The organism is Lichenicola sp. (assembly GCF_965198575.1).
Taxonomy (GTDB): domain Bacteria; phylum Pseudomonadota; class Alphaproteobacteria; order Acetobacterales; family Acetobacteraceae; genus Lichenicola.
Map to the genome: position 1 here is coordinate 1,727,581 of NZ_OZ240671.1, position 18,332 is coordinate 1,745,912.

Annotated in this window: 13 protein-coding genes and 1 tRNA gene; 3 read left to right on the forward strand and 11 right to left on the reverse strand. The window is 68.2% G+C overall.

Annotated elements, in window-relative coordinates; genetic code table 11:
• Positions 1-49: 49 nt before the first annotated feature.
• On the reverse strand, positions 50-1,012 hold the full coding sequence (metF, locus tag ACOEQ2_RS07950; RefSeq protein ID WP_419731166.1) for a methylenetetrahydrofolate reductase [NAD(P)H]: 963 nt from the start codon (positions 1,010-1,012) through the stop codon (positions 50-52).
• 380 nt (positions 1,013-1,392) lie between these two features.
• Here metF and ACOEQ2_RS07955 point away from each other — a divergent pair, with 380 nt between their 5' ends.
• Entirely contained in the window at positions 1,393-2,208 is an 816-nt protein-coding gene (locus ACOEQ2_RS07955; RefSeq protein ID WP_419730835.1) for a VacJ family lipoprotein, read from the forward strand.
• 17 nt (positions 2,209-2,225) lie between these two features.
• Complete coding sequence (locus ACOEQ2_RS07960; RefSeq protein WP_419730836.1) at positions 2,226-2,906, forward strand: MlaC/ttg2D family ABC transporter substrate-binding protein; 681 nt, start codon at positions 2,226-2,228, stop codon at positions 2,904-2,906.
• 29 nt (positions 2,907-2,935) lie between these two features.
• On the opposite strand, the gene ACOEQ2_RS07965 is transcribed toward ACOEQ2_RS07960, so the two are convergent.
• The 3 genes from ACOEQ2_RS07965 to ACOEQ2_RS07975 all read right to left on the reverse strand — a co-directional run bounded on the left by ACOEQ2_RS07965 (position 2,936) and on the right by ACOEQ2_RS07975 (position 5,335).
• A complete protein-coding gene (locus tag ACOEQ2_RS07965) occupies positions 2,936-3,451 on the reverse strand; it encodes a GNAT family N-acetyltransferase (protein ID WP_419731167.1) in 516 nt (171 codons plus the stop codon).
• Positions 3,452-3,500: 49 nt separating this feature from the next.
• Complete coding sequence (gene ettA / locus ACOEQ2_RS07970; RefSeq protein WP_419730837.1) at positions 3,501-5,180, reverse strand: energy-dependent translational throttle protein EttA; 1,680 nt, start codon at positions 5,178-5,180, stop codon at positions 3,501-3,503.
• Positions 5,181-5,262: 82 nt separating this feature from the next.
• Positions 5,263-5,335, reverse strand: a tRNA-Ile gene (locus tag ACOEQ2_RS07975).
• A gap of 127 nt (positions 5,336-5,462) precedes the next feature.
• Here ACOEQ2_RS07975 and ppa point away from each other — a divergent pair.
• Positions 5,463-5,990 carry an inorganic diphosphatase gene (ppa, locus tag ACOEQ2_RS07980; RefSeq protein WP_419730838.1) on the forward strand — a complete coding sequence of 176 codons (528 nt, stop codon included), beginning with the start codon at positions 5,463-5,465 and terminating at the stop codon, positions 5,988-5,990.
• Between the two features lie 30 nt (positions 5,991-6,020).
• Here the strand turns inward: ppa and ACOEQ2_RS07985 are convergent, their stop codons facing one another.
• The 7 genes from ACOEQ2_RS07985 to ACOEQ2_RS08015 all read right to left on the reverse strand — a co-directional run bounded on the left by ACOEQ2_RS07985 (position 6,021) and on the right by ACOEQ2_RS08015 (position 18,153).
• Complete coding sequence (locus ACOEQ2_RS07985) at positions 6,021-7,244, reverse strand: glycosyltransferase family 4 protein (RefSeq protein ID WP_419730839.1); 1,224 nt, start codon at positions 7,242-7,244, stop codon at positions 6,021-6,023.
• A 147-nt stretch (positions 7,245-7,391) separates the two neighbouring features.
• Positions 7,392-8,528, reverse strand: a complete 1,137-nt coding sequence (locus tag ACOEQ2_RS07990) for a hypothetical protein (RefSeq protein ID WP_419730840.1) — start codon at positions 8,526-8,528, stop codon at positions 7,392-7,394.
• A gap of 37 nt (positions 8,529-8,565) precedes the next feature.
• Positions 8,566-11,886: a glycosyltransferase gene (locus tag ACOEQ2_RS07995; RefSeq protein WP_419730841.1), complete on the reverse strand. Its 3,321-nt coding sequence runs from the start codon at positions 11,884-11,886 to the stop codon at positions 8,566-8,568.
• A gap of 68 nt (positions 11,887-11,954) precedes the next feature.
• On the reverse strand, positions 11,955-13,754 hold the full coding sequence (locus ACOEQ2_RS08000) for an SEL1-like repeat protein (RefSeq protein WP_419730842.1): 1,800 nt from the start codon (positions 13,752-13,754) through the stop codon (positions 11,955-11,957).
• A 122-nt stretch (positions 13,755-13,876) separates the two neighbouring features.
• Positions 13,877-15,316, reverse strand: coding sequence for an HlyD family type I secretion periplasmic adaptor subunit (locus tag ACOEQ2_RS08005; RefSeq protein WP_419730843.1), 1,440 nt, complete (start codon positions 15,314-15,316; stop codon positions 13,877-13,879).
• Between the two features lie 2 nt (positions 15,317-15,318).
• On the reverse strand, positions 15,319-17,586 hold the full coding sequence (locus ACOEQ2_RS08010; RefSeq protein ID WP_419730844.1) for a peptidase domain-containing ABC transporter: 2,268 nt from the start codon (positions 17,584-17,586) through the stop codon (positions 15,319-15,321).
• Between the two features lie 123 nt (positions 17,587-17,709).
• Positions 17,710-18,153 carry a hypothetical protein gene (locus tag ACOEQ2_RS08015; protein WP_419730845.1) on the reverse strand — a complete coding sequence of 148 codons (444 nt, stop codon included), beginning with the start codon at positions 18,151-18,153 and terminating at the stop codon, positions 17,710-17,712.
• Positions 18,154-18,332: the final 179 nt, after the last annotated feature.

The window sequence follows — 18,332 nt, forward strand, 5'->3', positions numbered from 1 at the left end:
GTGTCGGCGAACGAGAGCCAGTCCCCGTCGTCGGCGCTTGGGGGACAGCTCAGCCTGCAGGCATGATTTCCGGCTGGCCCACCGGCGGCGTCGCGAGCGGCACAGGCCGGACACCGAGGATGTGCGCGATCGCGTAGGTCAGGTCCGGGCGGTTCAACGTGTAGAAGTGGAACTCGTCGACGCCGTTGGCCTGCAGCAGCCGGACCTGCTCGGCGGCGATCGCGACCCCGATCATGCGGCGCGTCTCGGGGTCGTCCTCGGTGCCGGCGAACATGCCTTCCAGCCAGGCCGGAACGCCCGCGCCACAGCTCTGGGCAAACCGCTTGGCCGGGCCGAAATTCGACACCGGCATGATACCGGGGACCACCGGCGCCGTGATCCCGACCTGCAGGCAGCGATCCAGGAACTGCAGGTAGGTGTCGACGTCGAAAAACAGCTGGGTGATCGCGCGGGTGGCGCCGGCATCGAGCTTGCGCTTGAGGTTGTCGAGATCGGCCGCCTGGCTCGCAGCCTCCGGATGCATCTCGGGATACGCCGCCACCGAGATCTCGAAGTCCGCCACGCGCCTGAGCCCGGCCACCAGTTCCGCGGCGCTGGCATAGCCCTCGGGATGTGGCTCGAACCGGCCGCCCCTGACCGACGGATCGCCACGCAGCGCGACGATGTGCCGCACGCCGCAATCCCAGTACTGGCGAGCGACGTCGTCGACCTCGCCGCGGCTGGCGCCGACGCAGGTCAGATGTGCGGCCGGGGTCAGCGCGGTCTCGCGCACCAGTCGCGCCACCGTGTCGTGGGTGCGCGCCTGGGTCGAGCCGCCGGCCCCGTAGGTGACCGATACGAAGCTCGGCCGCAGTGTCTCGAGCCGCCGGATGCAGACCCAGAGCTGCTGCTCCAGCGCCTCGGTGCGCGGCGGGAAGAATTCGAACGAGAGCAACGGAGGCGCCCGGTCGGCATTCGGCGCCGGGAGCCCGGCAACCCGCGGCCCGGTCAGCCAGCGCTCCAGCGGCGCCATTCGGCTCCGCGCCGCCTCGGACTGCGGTGCACCGCCCTGCCGTGCGGTTCCGGGAACCATGCTGTCGTCGTCGAGGTCGATCATGCTGATCCAGGTTCGAGAGTGGAGTGCGCCGCACCGGTGCAGGCTCGATGTTGGCCCGACCCTGGCCACTGCCAAGCCCTTGGAGGCCGCATCTGCATGCTAGGCACTGCTCCCCAGCCTAACAAACACCGTCTTGTCATTCGCCCGAGCCACGTACCTGACCGCGGCCCTGCCTTGCACCCCGGCAATCCCATGTTAGACAGGCCTGTCGGTAGTTTCCACGGTCAGAGGCTCACTGGCTGTGCAGGCCGGGCCCGGGCTTCGGGATCCGGGCATCACTCCACCCGAGGTCGTGCATGCGCCGGGACAATCGCCATCGACCCCCTGGCCAGGCGCCGGATACCTTCCGCAGCCCCCGCCGCATCGCGCTCAGCGCGGGTCTCGCCGGTTCGCTGCTGGCCCTTGGAGCCTGCGCGGCCAAGCCGATCGACCCCGCCGGCCTCGCGGAATACGAGCAGACGAACGACCCGCTCGAGCCGACCAACCGCGTCTTCTACCGCCTCAGCAACACGATCGACGCCTACACGCTGAAGCCGGTGGCGCAGGGCTATGTGTGGGTGGTCCCGTTCGCGGTCCGCACCGGGATCCACAACGCGCTCTCCAACCTCGCCAGTCCGGTGGTGTTCTTCAACGACGTCTTCGAGACCCGCCCGCGCCGCGCCGGCGACACCTTCATGCGGTTCGTCATCAATTCGAGCGTCGGCATCGGCGGTGTGCTCGATGTCGCCACCGGCTGGGGCTACCCCGCCCACGAGGCCGATGGCGGCATGACGCTGGCGAGCTGGGGCGTGCCGCAGGGGCCGTACCTGTTCCTGCCGCTGCTTGGCCCATCCAGCCCACGCGCCGTCACCGGCTTCGGGATCGATATTGCCCTCTCGCCGTTCACCTACGTGCCGCGCGGCTATGGCCTGCTCACCTTCAACTGGGCCCGATATGGCCTCGGCGTGATCGATGCACGGGCTCAAGTGCTGGACGAACTCGACCAGCTCCAGAAAAATGCGCTAGACCCTTACGCGACGATACGCAGCCTGTATCGACAACACCGCACCGCCGAAATCCAGGCGATGCGCGACGACCACCGGATGACCGTTCCGGACTGGTATTCCCACTGAAACGGGGCAGGATCGTTATGCTGAAGACCACCATCCGCCGCCGCGCGGTAGCCACGATGAAGGCACTCCGACCGGCGACCGCGTCGATCGGCGCCCTGGCACTCGTGCAGGTCGGGTTGGCCCAACTGGGGCTGGCACCGTCCGGGTCCGCACTGATCGCCTCGGCGCAGGCGCAAGGCTCCGACGCAGCCTTCGTCCAGGGACTGACCACGCGGCTCGTTGCCGTCGTCAACGGCTCGGGCGGCAACATGGAAAAGAAGACGGCGATCCTGCCGCTGCTCGACCAGGACGTCGACGTGGACGCGATCGGTCGCTTCTGCCTCGGCCGGTTCTGGCGGACCGCCACCCCCGACCAGCAGCAGCGCTACCTGAAGCTGTTCCACCAGGTGCTGGTGAACAGCATCACCGGCAAGCTCGGCGAGTACAAGGGCGTCAGCATCGCTGTCGGCCAGCCGAACCAGCAGGATGGCGCCAGCTACGTGCCGACCGTCATCACCCGCCCCGGTCAGCCGACCGCCGCCGTGCAGTGGAAGATCAGCAGCGCCAGCGGGTCGCCAAAGGTCGTGGACATCGTGGCCGAGGGCGTCAGCCTGAGCCTGACCCAGCGCAGCGACTATGCGAGCTACCTCGCACATAATGGCAACAACATCGATGCGCTGATCGCTGCCCTGACCCGCCAGGTGTCGCGCTCCTCCTGACCCGACCAGCCGCTTCCGTCCGACCCAGGTCAGCTCATCCTGACTGACCCTGGGTCACGGATGCTCTCATAGACCAGCATGATGTGACCATCGCGCTCGAAGCTGTCGCATACGGTCATGCCGATGCCGCCCAGCGTGGTGCGCGAGGCGAAGTTGGTGTCCCGCGCGATGGCGACGATCCGGCGCTCGCCGGCGTCATGGGCGAACCGCAGCGCCGCTGCTGCCGCCTCGCGCGCAAGGCCACGCCCTCGCGCCCACTGGAACAGCGCGAACCGCAGGCCGAGCCCGCGTCCATCCGGCCTCTCATGCAGGCCGGTCATGCCGACGAAGCGGCCATCCTCGCGGATCGTGAAGATGCCGACGCCCCGCCTGGCCCAGAAGCCGAGATCCTCGACCATCTCGGCCTCGACCTCCAAACGCCGCCGCACGCCCCCCAGCATCAGCCCGAACGCGCCCGCGTCGCCCTTCAGCGCCGCCATGTCGTCCATGTCCCGCCACGTCACCGGCGCCAGCAGCAGGCGTCCGGTGCGGATCGTTCGCCCCATCGACACGGCTACAGGCTCGGCGATGCGACCGGAAACCGGCCCCGTCGGCTCAGCGCGCCAGCGGGCGGTACTTGATCCGGTGCGGCTCGGTGGCGTCGGCGCCAAGTCGGCGTCGCTTGTCCTCTTCGTAGGCCTGGAAATTGCCCTCGAACCACTCGACGTGGCTGTCGCCCTCGAAGGCCAGGATGTGCGTGGCTAGCCGGTCGAGGAACCAACGATCATGGCTGATGATCACCGCACAGCCGGCAAACTCGCCGAGCGCGTCCTCGAGTGCCCGCAGCGTGTCGACATCGAGGTCGTTGGTCGGCTCGTCGAGCAGGATGACGTTGCTCTCGAGCCGGAGCATCTTGGCCAAATGCACCCGGTTGCGCTCGCCGCCCGACAGGATGCCGACCTTCTTCTGCTGGTCCGCGCCCTTGAAGTTGAACGCGCCCACGTAAGCGCGTGACGGCACGGCGCGCTTGCCGAGATAGATGATGTCGGTGCCGCCGGAGATTTCCTCCCAGACATTCTTGTTGTCGTCCAGCGAGTTACGCGACTGGTCGACATAGCCGAGCTTCACCGTCTCGCCGATCTTGAGCGAGCCGCCATCCGGCTTGTCGTCGCCGGTGATCATCTTGAACAGCGTCGACTTGCCGGCGCCGTTCGGCCCGATCACGCCGACGATGCCACCCGGGGGGAGCGAGAAATCGAGCCCGTCGATCAGCATGCGGTTGCCGAAGCCCTTCCGCAGCTCCTCCGCCTGGATGACGGTGCCGCCGAGGCGCGGGCCGGGCGGGATGACGATGTCGGCCGTGCCGCCGCCGCGCTCCTGGCTCTGCGCCTGCATCTCCTCGTACTTGGCGATGCGCGCCTTGTTCTTGGCCTGGCGCGCCTTCGGGCTGGCGCCGATCCATTCCTGCTCGGCGGCAAGTGCGCGTGACCGTGCGCTCTCCTCCTTTTCCTCCTGCTGCAGCCGCTTGCGCTTCTGGGTCAGCCAGGAGGAGTAGTTGCCCTCGAACGGGTAGCCGCGGCCACGCTCGATCTCGAGGATCCAGTTGGTCACGTTGTCGAGGAAGTAGCGGTCATGGGTGATCACCATGACGGTGCCCTCGTAGTCGCGCAGGGTGCGCTCCAACCAGGCCACGCTTTCGGCATCGAGATGATTGGTCGGCTCGTCGAGCAGCAGGATGTCCGGCTTCTCGAGCAGCAGCCGGCACAGCGCGACGCGACGCCGCTCGCCGCCTGACAGCTTGTCGACATTGGCTTCCGCGGGCGGGCAGGCCAGCGCGTCCAGCGCGATCTCGATCTTGCGGTCGAGCTCCCAGCCATCGCCGGCCTCGATCTCCTCCTGCAGGGTCGACTGCTCGGCGAGGAGGTCGTTCATCTCCTCCTCTTCCATCGGCTCGGCAAACCGGTTGGAGATCTCGTTGAAGCGATCGACCGCCAGCTTCAGCTTGCCGAACCCCAAGGCGACGTTCTCGCCGACGGTCAGGTCCTCGCGCAGCTTCGGCTCCTGCTCCAGGTAGCCGATGCTGACGCCCTCGGCCGCCCAGGCCTCGCCGCCATATTCCTTCTCGATCCCGGCGATGATCTTCAGCAGGGTCGACTTGCCGGCGCCGTTGACGCCGAGCACGCCGATCTTGACGCCCGGCAGGAACGACAGGGTGATGCCCTTGAAGACCTCGCGACCACCGGGATACGCCTTGGTCAGGTCCTTCATCACATAGACATACTGGTAGGCGGCCATGGAGCGGCTCCCGAGCGAGGGTATGCGACAGGCTTCGGCGTCGAGGCGATCAGGTGCTGGACGCGCGCCCTGAAGATGGATCTGCGCCCGGCAGGACTCGAACCCGCAACCAAGCCGTTATGAGCGGCCCGCTCTAACCATTGAGCTACAGGCGCACAAGCAGGCCATCAGATCGCGCAAAGCCCGGGCTTTTGCAAGGCGGGCTCTGCTTGGCAAAGGCTCGGCCCCTCGATACGGTCGCGCCCCGGCCGATGCCAACCCCAATACGAAGAGTAGCGCCAGATGGACGTCACCAAGATCAGCCCCGGCAAGGACGTCCCGTGGGACATCAACGTCTTCATCGAGATTCCGCAGGGGTCCTCGGTCAAGTACGAGCTCGACAAGGAGAGCGGCGCGATTTTCGTCGACCGTTTCCTGTTCACCCCGATGGCCTACCCCGCCGCCTACGGCTTCATCCCCGGCACCCTGGCTGCCGACGGTGATCCTGCCGATGCATTGGTGCTGGCCCCGGCGCCGGTGGTTCCCGGCTGCGTGATCCGCGCCCGGCCGATCGGCATGCTGCAGATGGAGGATGAGAGCGGCCAGGACGAGAAGATCATCTGCGTGCCGCACGACAAGATGCACACCCAGTTCACCGACATCCAGGACGTGATGGAGTTGCCCGAGATCACCCGCCAGGTGATCGAGCACTTCTTCACCCGCTACAAGGATCTCGAGAAGGGCAAGTGGGTGAAGGTCAGTGGCTGGGCCGGCAAGGACGCCGCCGCGGAGGTCATCCGCCAGTCGCTCGCCGCCGCCGGCAAGGCCTGAACCCCCCACCCGAACCCGGCCGCCGCGGGATCACGCGGCGGCGATGGTCCGTTCGATGAGCGCGTCGTAGCGGGCGAGATAGTCGTCCATCGACAGCGTCCGCTCGGCATCCTTGCGCGCCGCCCGACGCAACCGCTGCGACAACGCCTTGTTCTCCAGCAACTCCAGTACACTCTCTGCCACCGCATCCGGATCATGGAACGGCACCAGCAGGCCGTTCTTGCGGTGCCTGACGAACTCCTGCACCGGTCCGGTATCGCTGGCGACCAGCGCGCATCCCGAGGCCAGCGCCTCCCGGAGCGACCAGGACGCGACGAACGGGTAGGTCAGATAGACATGCGCGTCGGAGCGCTTCAGCAGGTCTGCGTAGCTCTGGTAGTCGAGCTTGCCGACGAAATGCACCCGCGAGAGGTCCAGCCGCGCCCCGAGCTCGGCGGTCAACCGCTCGCGCCAGCAGCCTTCCGCCAGCCGCGCGCCATAGCTCACGCCGTCGCCGCCGACGACGATGACCCTGGCGTCCGGGCGCGCCTCCAGGATCCGCGGCAGGGCACGCATGAAGATGTGGAACCCGCGATACGGCTCGAGGTCGCGCGCAACGTAGGTCACCAGTTTCTCGTCGGGTGAGACCAGCACGTTGCGCAGCAGGAAATCCTTCCGCGCAAGCGACGGATCGGGCGCGCAGGCCTGCAGATCAACGCCCTCGTGCAGCACCTCGATGAGGTCGTGCGACCAGGCCGGGTAGGTCGATTTCTGGAAGAAGGTCGGGGTCTGGCCGCGGCCGAGGGTGTTCAGCGCCAGCAGGTTGACCGCGTTCTTGGCCCGCACGCGCGGATACATCGTCGGATCGTCCGGGAATTCCGGATCGAAACCGACGTCGAACCTGTCGGTATGATAATAGAATTCGAGGTACCCCAGCATCGGCGTGTCGGGATAGACGTCACGGATGTTGAGCAGCTCGCCCCAGCCGTGATGGCCGATGATGATGTCCGGCTCGAAGCCCAACCCCTTCAGGGTCTGCGCCGTCTGCGCGACCATTTCCGCACGCAGCGTGGCGATCTCGAATTCCTGCGCGGCGACGTGCGTCTCGATGAATGCGGTCCGCTTCATTTTGTAGAAAATGCGCCGGACGCCGGGCAGTACGTTCGCATTCGGCTCGCTGATGAAGACGACCTCGTGCTCGCCCTGCCGGGTCAGGTGACGCACCAGATGCAGGAACTGGCCCGGGAAGTTCTGATGGACGAACAGGAATTTCAACGCTGACCTGCCCTTCGACAGACGGTAGTGATCAGGCGCGGGGTGGCCGCGCACCTGCATGATCGCGGAACTGCCTCACAAGCGGGCTCAGCTGGCCGACATCCGAGCCCGAGCCTGCACGCAGGACGCGGAACCGCGCCCAACCGTTCAGCGACGGCCCTTGGAGCCCGTCTTGTCGCCGGGTCGACCACCCGGGAAGGCAGGACGTGCCGGACCGCCGCGGGCCGGTTGCGCCGGAGCGACGGGCACCGGCTTGGCGCCGGTCCTGGCAGCGGCAGCCTGGACCGGCTCCTCCTTGGCTACCGGCCTGGCCGCGCGGCGCAGACCCGCAGGTGCCTCGGATTCGGCCGCCGCCACCGCATGCGCAGGCGGCTTAGCCGTCTCGGAAGCCAGGCTTTCGGCATCGTCCTGCGGCACGATCTCGACCAGGAACGCCTCGAGCGGCGCCAGGCTGGCGGCCTCGGCGGTCTCCGAGCCATCCACCGGGCCGATGCTGCTGCCGTCGGTGAAGCTGGCGCTGACCCGGACGTCATACTGTTCCGCGGCCTGACCCTTCAGCCGGACGCGCAGGCCCAGGATCGGCAGCGCCATGCCCCGGCTGCCGCAATACTGGCCGCCCTCTGACCACGGCGACAGCCATCCCTTGCCCAACACCGCCTGGTATTCGATGTCCGCCGGCGTGACCAGCCGCGTCGGGGAGATCGCGAACCCCTCGATCCAGCTCTGGCTGCCGCGCTCGCCCATCCACTCGCCGAGCCGGCTCAGCACGTCGCCACGCCGCTGCACATGCGCCGCGACCTCGAGCTTGGCGGTCGGCGCCGGCGCCTCGGTGTTCGCCGCGGGCACGATCTGGCCGGCAACCGGCGCCTGCACCGCATGACCCCCATCCTGCGGCTGGCCCGCGCCTTGGGCAACCACCTGGCGGACCGGCGGCGCATCGCTGAGGCGCAGTACCTGCAGTTTCGGGGCCTCCTGGTTGCTGTTCATCGACTGGTAGATGGTCACCAGCACCTGCGCCGGCCCCTGGTCGATGCGCACCAGCGCCGCACTGCTGTCACTGCCGAGCCAGCCATCCGGATTGAAGGTGCTGATGGTGAGCGCCTCGGGCGGCGTTGCCGGTGGCCGGGTGATGCGCACGCCCGGCAGGCCGCTGACCGGATCCGGCAACGGGCCGCCCGGCGCATGGAACACGCAGAAAAGGCCGGGATCGAGCAGCATCAGGTGGGCTGACACTTTCAGCTCCGTCACCACTTTCTGGTTCGGTGTCGGACTGGTCTGCGACATCAGGGATATCCGTTTCTACTACCGGCCCGGGGGCGGGTTAGCGTTGTGGGCTGCGATGGTGCGACGGGCGCCCCGGCTCTGCAATGGCCTGCATGGTCGCAGACGGTGGCAGGATCAGGGCAGAGCTTCGCGCGCAGAGCTTGAGCAGCAAGGTGTTAAGCTCCGCAACCGGCAATCCGAGTGGCAGGACAACGCCGCGACCCGTGCTGCGGATGCGTTCCGCTTGTGCACCAATATCGAAAGAAGCGACCGGAAGCCCTGCACGCCAGGCCAGGCTCAGGGTGAAGCACCAGGTTTCCGGCCAGATCGACGGCAGCAATGCCAGGTCGGCCGACTGCGCGCCGATCAACCCGATCGCCTCGTCCTCGCGGTATTCGCCGGTGACGAACACGCAGCCGGCCTCGATCAGGGCGGTATCGTCGGGCGTGTGCCCCACCACGACGAATTCCAGCGGCAATGCGCGCATGCGGGCATCCTCCAGGCAGGCGAGCAGCACCTCGTAGCCCTTCTCGCGGCCGATGCCGCCGATCACCACGACGCGCCCCGGCCGTCGGTCGCGCGGTGCCGCCGCACCCCCCGGCTGTCCGCCGCCCGAAGCGCGACGCGGCGCCCGATCCCCGCCGGCCCGGGGCGCCAGGGCAGACGCCGCGCTGAGCCGTTCGAGCGACAGGTCCGGCCGGTCATCCTCCCATGCCACCACGTCCGGTCTGACCCGCGGGAAATGCCGCGTGATCCGGCGGGCAGCGTCGCGGGATGGCGCGATCACCCGCCGGGCCGCTGCCAGCTCGATCGCCGATCGTGCCAGCAGGCCCGGCATCGAGATCGTCTCGTCGAGGTTGCTGCCCTGGATCGCGATGCAGGTCTCGCAACCGGCGACATCCGGCTCGCCGCAATAGCGTCCCTGTGGCCCGACCAGCGCGATCCGCTGGCAGAACCAGGCATAGTCGTGGATGTAGGCGTCGTACGGGACGCCGAGCCGGTCGCACAGCGCGCGCAGCGACGCATGATGGCCGAGCAGATGGTGCCACTCCGCATGCAGCACGCCCTCCCCGGCGAGCAGCGCCACGAGCTCCTCGAGTTCGCCCGGCAGGGCATAGCGCAGGTTGGGGTAGTTCTCCTCGCTGGAGGCGTCGGACAGCGTCACGCCGCGGCTGTCCTCGGCCGTCTCCGGAGCTGCATCCAAGGCCGGTATCGCGTCCGGGTCCGCCGCCACCTGGGCGGCGCCGAGCCGGTCCGGCCGCAGCACGATCGGCCGGATGCCCTGTGCACGCAGCTGCCGGGCGCGCTCCTGCACCACCCGATCCACGCCGCCGCCCTGGTCGTGGGTGATCAGCAGAGCGGCACGCGGGGCCATGTCAGGAGCCGTGCGCGACCGTCTCGCCTGCGCCCAACGCACCAAGTCGAGCCGCCGTCGCGCCGGCGCCAGCGGGTCGGTCGCGATGTAGTCGAGGATCATCTCGTTGTAGCCGGGATGCAGCCGGTTCAGCACGTCGAGGTTGCGACGCATCAGCTCCGATCGTGCGGCACCGAACGAGACGTTTCCATAATGTGAGACATACACACCAAGGGCTGCGACGTGCCGCCAGCCGAGATGACGCGCACGCAGGCAGAAATCGTTCTCCTCGCCGTAGCCCTGCGCGAACAGGTCCTCGCGCAGGAGGCCGACCTGGTCGAGGCAGTCGCGCCGGAGATAGAGGCAGAAGCCGTTGCCGGTGGGGATGTCGTGCACCCCGCCCGGGTTGGCCGACGCCGCCTGGGCCATCATCCGGCGGGTGCCGGAGAGGTCGGGGGCCTTGTTGCGGTCGCGGTGATCCGGATAGCTCAGGATGCTGGCGTCGTTCGAGAGCGGCGTCGCGGTGCCGATCTCCGGGGCGTGGTAGGCCGCCCGCCGCAGCGCCTCGAGCCAGCCGGGCGCCACCAGCGTATCGCTGTTGAGCAGCACGACGTCGCGGCCGGCGCAGGCCGCGATGCCGTCATTGGCGCTGGCCGGGAAGCCGGTGTTCTCGGCATGCCGGATCAGCCGGATCCGCCCCGCTGCAGCCATCTCATCCAGGGCGCGTCCCAGTGCCGGCTCGGGACTCGCATCCTCGACCACCACCAGGCTGGTCTCGGGGGGCACGCTGGCGAGCACGCTGTTCAGGCAGTCCATGGTGCGGCGAAGATGCCGGTACACCGGCACTACGACATCGACCGGGGGAGCAGGCGCGGTCGACACGGCCGGCCAGCGCCCCACCAGCCAGGCGGAAATCGGCAGGAACGGCGGCAGCGCGATCGGCGGCTCTGCGGCGGCGCTAGATGCATCCGGGGTGTGGCGCCGTGTGCTGGTGCTGTGGCGCGCCTGCAGCAACGCAGCGGCGGCGGCGGCACGAAGCTCGAGGCCCGGATCGAGCGGGCTGCCGAGCAGGTCGCGCCCGTCGCTGCCCCGCAACCGCACCGGCCCGTCGGATTGGACGGCGAGACTCGGGTCCGGGAACAGCAGCGCACGCGGACGGGCCAACGGGCGCTCGCTCTGGATGTCGTCGGCGTAGCCGGGCATCGCGAGCATCAGGCCGAGGGCGGGAGCCGCGACCGGCTCGATCGTCACCACCGGCACCCGCTCCGGCTCTCCCGGATGCCAGACCCAGCCGGCAAGCTTGCCGTCCCTGACCTCGACGAAGCCCTCGACCCGAAGGATCGCCTGGATGTCCAGCGGGCTCCCGAGCAGCGGCCGGCCACCGCGCAACACCTCGAGCCGGTGTCCCCGCCGCCAGTCGCCGGTCAGAGTGCTCACCTTCCGGCGCGTCTGCACCGGCCAGGGCTCACCATCGAGGCGGAGCGTCAGGACATTGGCGGTATCGGGACGGGCGCCGGCCGGAGCAGGCCGGTCCAGATGCAGCCGGCCATCGCCCGACAGCCCGCACCAGCCTGGCCAGCCGGCGGCCCGAGCCACGTCGGTCAGCAGGCCCAGCACCGCCTGGTCGGGCGCATGGCGCGACAACGCTTCGGCGATCGCCGCGGCGGCCTCGTCGGGCGAGCCGGCAGCGCGACGGACGGCGGCCAGCGTCACCCAGCCCTCGCGGAAGTCGAACTGCTGCACCAGCGGCTGCAGCAGGCGGATCGCGCCGTGCGGGTCGCCGCAATTCATCCGCGCGACGGCGAGCGGGAACGTCACATGCGGCGCGTGCGGGGCCAATCGACGGGCACGCTCCAGCCAGCGCAACGCCTCCTCCGGCTGCCCATGATCGGTGGCGAGGCGGCCGCGCCGGAACGCATCCTGCGCACGCGACTGCGCCCAGTGTCGCCATGCGGCCCGGTCGGCCTCGGTGATCCGGCGGGTCGGTGCAGCCTGTGCAGTACGGGCGCCCGGGCTAGTCGGCATGGCGGTGCCGTAGCCTTGCGGAAGTCAGGCACTTCGGGGCCGTCATGGAAGGGGGCCCGGCAGGCCGGCTAGTTCTGGCTGGCGGCACGTGCCACGGGTGCCGGCGCTGGCTGGGTCGTGGCCTGGGGACGGCTGCCGAGCTTGGCCAGCTCGGTATCGGCCTGGCTGATGCCCTGGCTGCGGGCGCGCTGCAGCCACAACCGGGCCTCGGCGGTGTTGGTCTCCCCAGCCAGGCCCTTGGCGAGGTAGCGCCCGAGCATCAGCTGCGCCATCGCATGCCCGCGCTCGGCGGCCTGCCGGAAGAAGGACTGTGCCATCACCCGGTTTTCCGGAACGTCGTGGCCGCCGCCATGCATCGCGGCAACCGAGAAGATCGCGTTGATATGGCCCTGCTTCGCCGCACGCTCGAACATCTCCAGCGCCGCTGGGTGATCGCGCGAGCCACCCCTGCCGCCCAGCATCATCTCCGCATAGGCCATTTCCGCATCGGGCAGGCCCGCCTCGGCAGCCTTGGCGATCCAATGCCGGCCCTCCTTGAGGTCGACCTCGACACCACGACCCTCGGCCAGCATGCGGCCATACCAGTACTGTGCGTTGACCACGCCGTCGGCCGCGCGACGCAGCCAGAGTGCCGCCTGGCGGTCGTTGCGCTCCACTCCGACACCCTCGGCCAGGCAGACGCCGAAATTGAACGCCGCCACCAGATCACCGGTCTCGGCCGCCTTCTCGAAGCGTTCCCGCGCAGCAATCCGGTCCTGCTCGGTCCCAGCGCCGTTGAGCACGAGGTTGCCGAGGTCGACATGGGCAAGCTGGTCGCCGCGCTCGGCCGAGTGGCGGAACCACCGGGCGGCTTCCTCGGCATCGCGCTGCACACCGGCGCCGGTGAGATACAGCAGGCCGAGCGCCCGGGCCGACGCCGCATGACCGGCAGCCGCCGCACGACCATACCAGGTCGCGGCCTCGACGTAGTTCGGCGGCAGCTCGCCACCGCGGGAATAGATGTCACCGACCAGCGCCGCAGCCTCGGCATCGCCCCCGAGTGCGGCCCGACGCAGCCAGGACTCGCCCTTCTGCGGATTGCGCTCGACGCCACGGCCCTCGATCAGGGCAAGCCCGTAGCGCGCCTCACCGGACCGGACATTGCGTTCAGCCGCCTGCCGGTAGAGTTCCACCGCGGCGGAGAGATCCTGCTTCACGCCGGCGCCGCGTTCGGTCATGACACCGAGCAGATACAGGGCGGTGCCGAGACCGCCCTCTGCCGCCTTCGCAAGACTGGCTGCGGCCTTGTTCTGGCCTTCCGCATCGAGCGCGTTACGCAGCTGCGCCAGGGCGACGCCGAGATGACCCTGGGGACAGCCCGCATCTGCCGATCGCTGATACCACCCATCGGCTTCCTCGAGGTCCCGCATCTCCGCTGGACCCGAGGTGAGGATGTAGCCGAGCAGCGCCTGTCCATCCGGCGATCCGGCGTCCGCTGCCCGCCTGGCCCACGACGCGGCACGCTCATAATCCGGCTTGGCGTCGTGCCGGTTCGGCCCCGGCGCGAACACCATGCCGCCGCCGGCCGCCCCGACCACCAGGCCAAACAGATGCAGGGTCGCAAGCACCACCTGCGCCTCGACCCAGCCCGCACCGGCCGCGCGCTCCATCCAGCGCGCACCCTCCTCACGGCTGACCGGGACGCCGGCGCCATCGAGATAGGCCCGGCCGACACGGAATTGCGCCTCCGGAATACCTGCGGTCGCTGCAGCGCTCAGCGGTGCGAAGGCACGGCCAACCTCACCCGCCTCGACCAGGCTCAGGGCGTAGCGGAGCTTTGCGCGCGGCGAGAAGAACGAGGCGGCGCGTTGGGTCAGGAAGTTCGCCATCGGACCTTGCAAAACTCCTGTGAGTGAACGACTGCCGGGATACCCGCAACGCTACTCGCGCAAGCCTGGCAGGGGCCGCCTGGGCGACCCCTGTCCGGGACAGATACCGGCTAACCCGGGTTCTAGGACGGGTCGCGCATGCCTTCGCTGGCGGTCGGGATGACCGTGCTCAGCAGGAATTGCAGGATCGTCCGCTTGCCCACACCGATATCCGCCGACACCACCATGCCAGGCGTCGGCTTGAAGAACTTCGGCACGTCGTGGAGCGTGTACTGGTCCACGCGAATCCGCACCCGGTAGAACGGCTGGCTCTGCCCACCGCCCGGCGTGGTCATGCCGTTTGCCGGAGCGCTCGCGGCTCCCGCCTGCACATCGTCGGCGGAGAATGCGTCCGCACTGATGTTCGTCACCGTGCCGAGCCCGCCGCCATACTGGATGTACGAGAACGTCTGGAACTTGATGTTGGCCTTGTCGCCGAGCTTGACGAAGCCAGCCTGGTCCGCCTGCATCCGTGCCTCGACCTGCAGCGGAGCATCGAGCGGCATCAGGTTCATGAACTGCTGCGCGGCGTTCAGCACCGAACCCACCGAGACCTTGGCGATGTTCAGCACGATGGCGTCGCGGTCGGCCACCATGGTGGTCAGCCGGCTCGAGAGCTGCGCCTTCGTGTAGGAGCTGTTGGCGTCGTACATCTTGATCTGCGCGTCGGTCAGATCCTTGTAGTCTTCCGCCTTCGAGTTCTCGATGTATTCAGTGCGCTCGGCGATCAGCGCGTTCAGCTTGTTGCGCGCCGACGTTGCAGCCTGCTGAGCCGTCAGCTGCGAGCGCTCCATCTCCATCATGTCGTCCTGGGCCGACAGCGAGTTCAGGCGGCTGCCCACCTGGTCACGCTGCAGCTCGACGCGCATGTTGTGCACGTCCGAGGCCACCTTCACGCGCCCGGCATACATCGCGGCACTCGCCTGGGCGCCGACCAGGTCGCTCTGTGCGCCGGCGATCTGCTGGTCATAATCCGTCATCTTCGCGACGTTCTCGGCCTTCCGGCGCAGGAAAGTCGCTTCCTGCTCGTTGGAGGCCGGGTTGGACGGATCGACGACATATTCCTTGCCGGTGACCTCGGCCGTCAGCCGGGCAACCTGCGCCTGGTAGCTCTGCGACTGACTGCGCAGATTCCCGACATCGGCATTGGAGATGGTCGGATCCAGGTGGGCCAGGACTTGGCCCTTATGGACCACGTCCCCCTCGCGGACGTCGATCGACTTGACGATCGAGGTCTCGAGCGGCTGCACGACGATCGTCGGCACCGTCGGGACCAGCGCACCCGTGGCCGTCACGACCCGGTCGATCGGGAACAGCGCCAGCACCATGAACCCGGCAAACGCCATCGAGGAGACGATCCAGGTGATGTAGCGCGCCGAGGGCGTCGGCGGCATCGCTGCGATCGCCGCACTCGGGGAGTGGAATTCCAGCAGGGCCGGCGGCATGTCGTCGTTGTTGCTGCGCCGACGGATGGCCTTGCGGTCGGCGTCGGAGTCCTGCGTCGTGAGTTCGGTGCCGCTCATGATCAGTCTCCCTCGGCCAGCATCGGTGCAGGACCGGTGTTGCGGTCAGGGTTCATGTGCCGGTTCTGCTGCAGCCAGAGCTGGCGATAGATCGCGCAACGCTCGACCAGCACGCTATGCGGCGCGATGTCGTCGACCTTGCCCTGCTCCATGACCAGGATCTGGTCGCAATCCACCAGCGACGACAGCCTGTGCGACACGATGACCATGGTGCGGTTCTTGGCGATCCGCGCCAGGTTGGCGTTCACCAGCGCCTCGCTCTCCGGGTCGAGGGCGGACGTCGCCTCGTCCAGGATCAGCAGCTTCGGGTCGGAGATCAGTGCACGGGCGATCGCCAGACGCTGCTTCTGGCCACCAGAGATGTTGGTCGAGCCTTCCTCGATGAAGGTCTCGTAGCCGGCCGGCATGCGCTCGATGAACTCTTCCGCGCCGGCGAGGCGTGCCGCCGCCACCACGTCATCCAGGGTCAGGCCAGGCCTGCCGGCGGTGATGTTGTCGCGGATGGTGCCGCGGAACAGGAAGTTGTCCTGCAGCACCACGCCGAACGAGCGGCGCAGATGCGTGAGGTTGATCTCGCGCATGTCGATGCCGTCGAGCTTCAGGTAGCCGGTGTAGTTCCGGCTGACGCCCTGCAGCAGGCGCGTGAGGGTCGACTTGCCCGAACCGCTTCGGCCCACGATGCCGAGGCTGGTGCCGGCCGGGATCTGGAAATCGACCCCGTCCAGCGCCTTCGTGGTGGCGCCGGGATAGGCGAAGTTCACGTCGATGAAGGACAGCGCCCCGACGATCTTCGGGCGCATGCCGGTGGTCAGCGCCTTGGTCTCGGTCGGGTTGTTCAGCACCGATCCGACCTGCTCGAGCGACGAGCGCACCTCGGTGAAGTCCTCCAGCAGGCGGGCAAACCCCACCAGCGGCGACGCCACCCGGCCACCCAGCATCATGAACGCGACCAGGCCGCCGGCACCGACCGTGCTGCCGCTGGTGTCGGTCAAGGCGAGATAGGCACCTACCAGGATGATGCCCCGGGTGATGAACATCTCGATCGGCATGATGATGGTCTGCGGCCAGTTGCTCATGCGGCCGGCCGCGAGCTTCCAGCGGGTGACCTCGGCGGTCTTCTCGTCCCACTCCTGCTTGCGCGCCGGCTCGAGCGCCAGCGTCTTGAGCGTCCGGATGCCGGCAATGGACTCGTACAGCACCGCGCCACGGGCCATCTCGGCGCCGGTCACGCGGGCCACGTAGTAGCTGACCGGACCCATGAAGATCACCACGATCAGGCCGATCGCACCGGCGGCAGCCAGCACCATCCAGGCCAGCGTCGCGTCCAGGAAGAACAGGAACGGCAGGATGATGACGAGGGTGAACATGTCGAGGAAGGTCCGCAGCAGCGAACCCGTCATGAAGTCGCGCACCCGGTAGATCGCCATCACACGGCCGATGACGTTACCGGCCTGCTGACGCTCGAAATACTCCAGCGGCAAGGCAAGCAGCCGGTTGAACACGTGGATGCTGATGCGGCTGTCGATGCGCGCACTCATCACCAGGACGAGTTCTCGTCTCGCGTAGCTGAGCAGAGTCTCATAGAATGTGATGGTGATCATGATCATGACGATCGAGAACAAGGTCGCCATGGAGTGCTGGCCGATGACCTTGTTGATGACCTGCATGATGATCAGCGCCGGCAGGATGGTCAGCACCGAGAGCACCATCGAGGCCAGCGCGATGTCGCGCAGCGACTTCTTCTCGCGCATGACAACGCGGGTCAGCCAGCGGATATCGACCGGCGACTCGGATTCCGCCTGGGTGCGCGAGCGACGCACCAGCAGTACGTCGCCGGTCCAGACCTGGGCCAGGCGCAGCTCGTCAACCGCCACCAGCGGATCGCCCTCGTCGCCCATCGGGTCGCGCAGCCAGACCACGCCGCGGGCATAATCGGCCGAGATGAACAGGCCAGCAGAGCCATCCTTGAACATCAGCACGACCGGGGGCGTGTTGAACATGCGGACCAGGTAGCGCCACTTCAGGTGCATGCCCTTGGCGACCATGCCCTGGTCATCCAGCCAGCGTACCAGCGTCGCCGGCGAGGGCGACGGCTCGTTCGGCTCGGCCCTGAAGGTTTTCAGGTCGAGCTCGACACCGTGATACTTCGAGGCCGCCATGACCGCGCGCAGGCGGACCTCCAGCGGCTCAGGAGCCCTGGCACCAGGCCCGGCAGCGAGGCTCTCCGGCGGGTTGCCGAAGTCACCGGCGTTGTCGTCGCGTTGATCCACAGGATCTCCTTCGTCAGGACGCCGCCGGGTTCAGGACCCTCCCCGGGCAGAAGGCGCAAGCGCCACAGATGCGGCCAATCGAGACAACCCTAGCATGTAGCGGCGTCGAAAGTGATCAACTTTCTACTTGGGGACGAGCGGCCGGAACCGTCCGGCGACCAACCTGTCGCTGATCAGCAACGCAGAGACCGCATCTGCCGAGGTCAACGGGACGACCAGCAGCACCCTGGCGAACAGCGGCAGCTCTCCCAGCGCCCGCTGCCGGAACAGCTGTGACAGCGTTTCGACAAGGGGCGATCGGGCGACGCAGCAGGCGCACCCGGAGCCGTGGCCGGGCTCGCGAACGAACATTACGGCGGGCGATGCATTCGGCGCAACCCGGCGGACCGCCGCCCATCCGGGCTCGACGGCCCAGCCAGGTTCTGGGGTGGACGTGCCACCGGATCGGGCCTCGTCCGGCGCGACGATGACCAGCACGGCGCGGCCGTCCGGCTCGACCTGGGCGGCTGGCCCAGGTCCGCGCCACGGCACGATCAGCACCGGGATCCGGGCATCGACCGACATCATGTGCATCCTGTCAGCGTGCGATTTCGCGATGTTCACTGGCGACCTTCGCCGCTCAGGTCCCAATCGGCATGTCGGTCTTGGCGCCCCAAGAATCGGCGCCTGGTCTTGTGAGCGGCGTCTTAACCCTATCTACACGTTCCCCGCCTAACAGCTACAAACCCGCCCCGCCGACAGGACTT

Excerpts from the sequence above, each read along its gene's own strand:
- metF (WP_419731166.1), bottom strand. The coding sequence starts at position 1,012 with ATGGCGCCGCTGGAGCGCTGGCTGACCGGGCCGCGGGTTGCCGGGCTC.
- ACOEQ2_RS07955 (WP_419730835.1), top strand. The coding sequence starts at position 1,393 with ATGCGCCGGGACAATCGCCATCGACCCCCTGGCCAGGCGCCGGATACC.
- ACOEQ2_RS07960 (WP_419730836.1), top strand. The coding sequence starts at position 2,226 with ATGCTGAAGACCACCATCCGCCGCCGCGCGGTAGCCACGATGAAGGCA.
- ACOEQ2_RS07965 (WP_419731167.1), bottom strand. The coding sequence starts at position 3,451 with ATGGGGCGAACGATCCGCACCGGACGCCTGCTGCTGGCGCCGGTGACG.
- ettA (WP_419730837.1), bottom strand. The coding sequence starts at position 5,180 with ATGGCCGCCTACCAGTATGTCTATGTGATGAAGGACCTGACCAAGGCG.
- ppa (WP_419730838.1), top strand. The coding sequence starts at position 5,463 with ATGGACGTCACCAAGATCAGCCCCGGCAAGGACGTCCCGTGGGACATC.
- ACOEQ2_RS07990 (WP_419730840.1), bottom strand. The coding sequence starts at position 8,528 with ATGTCGCAGACCAGTCCGACACCGAACCAGAAAGTGGTGACGGAGCTG.
- ACOEQ2_RS07995 (WP_419730841.1), bottom strand. The coding sequence starts at position 11,886 with ATGCCGACTAGCCCGGGCGCCCGTACTGCACAGGCTGCACCGACCCGC.
- ACOEQ2_RS08000 (WP_419730842.1), bottom strand. The coding sequence starts at position 13,754 with ATGGCGAACTTCCTGACCCAACGCGCCGCCTCGTTCTTCTCGCCGCGC.
- ACOEQ2_RS08005 (WP_419730843.1), bottom strand. The coding sequence starts at position 15,316 with ATGAGCGGCACCGAACTCACGACGCAGGACTCCGACGCCGACCGCAAG.
- ACOEQ2_RS08015 (WP_419730845.1), bottom strand. The coding sequence starts at position 18,153 with ATGATGTCGGTCGATGCCCGGATCCCGGTGCTGATCGTGCCGTGGCGC.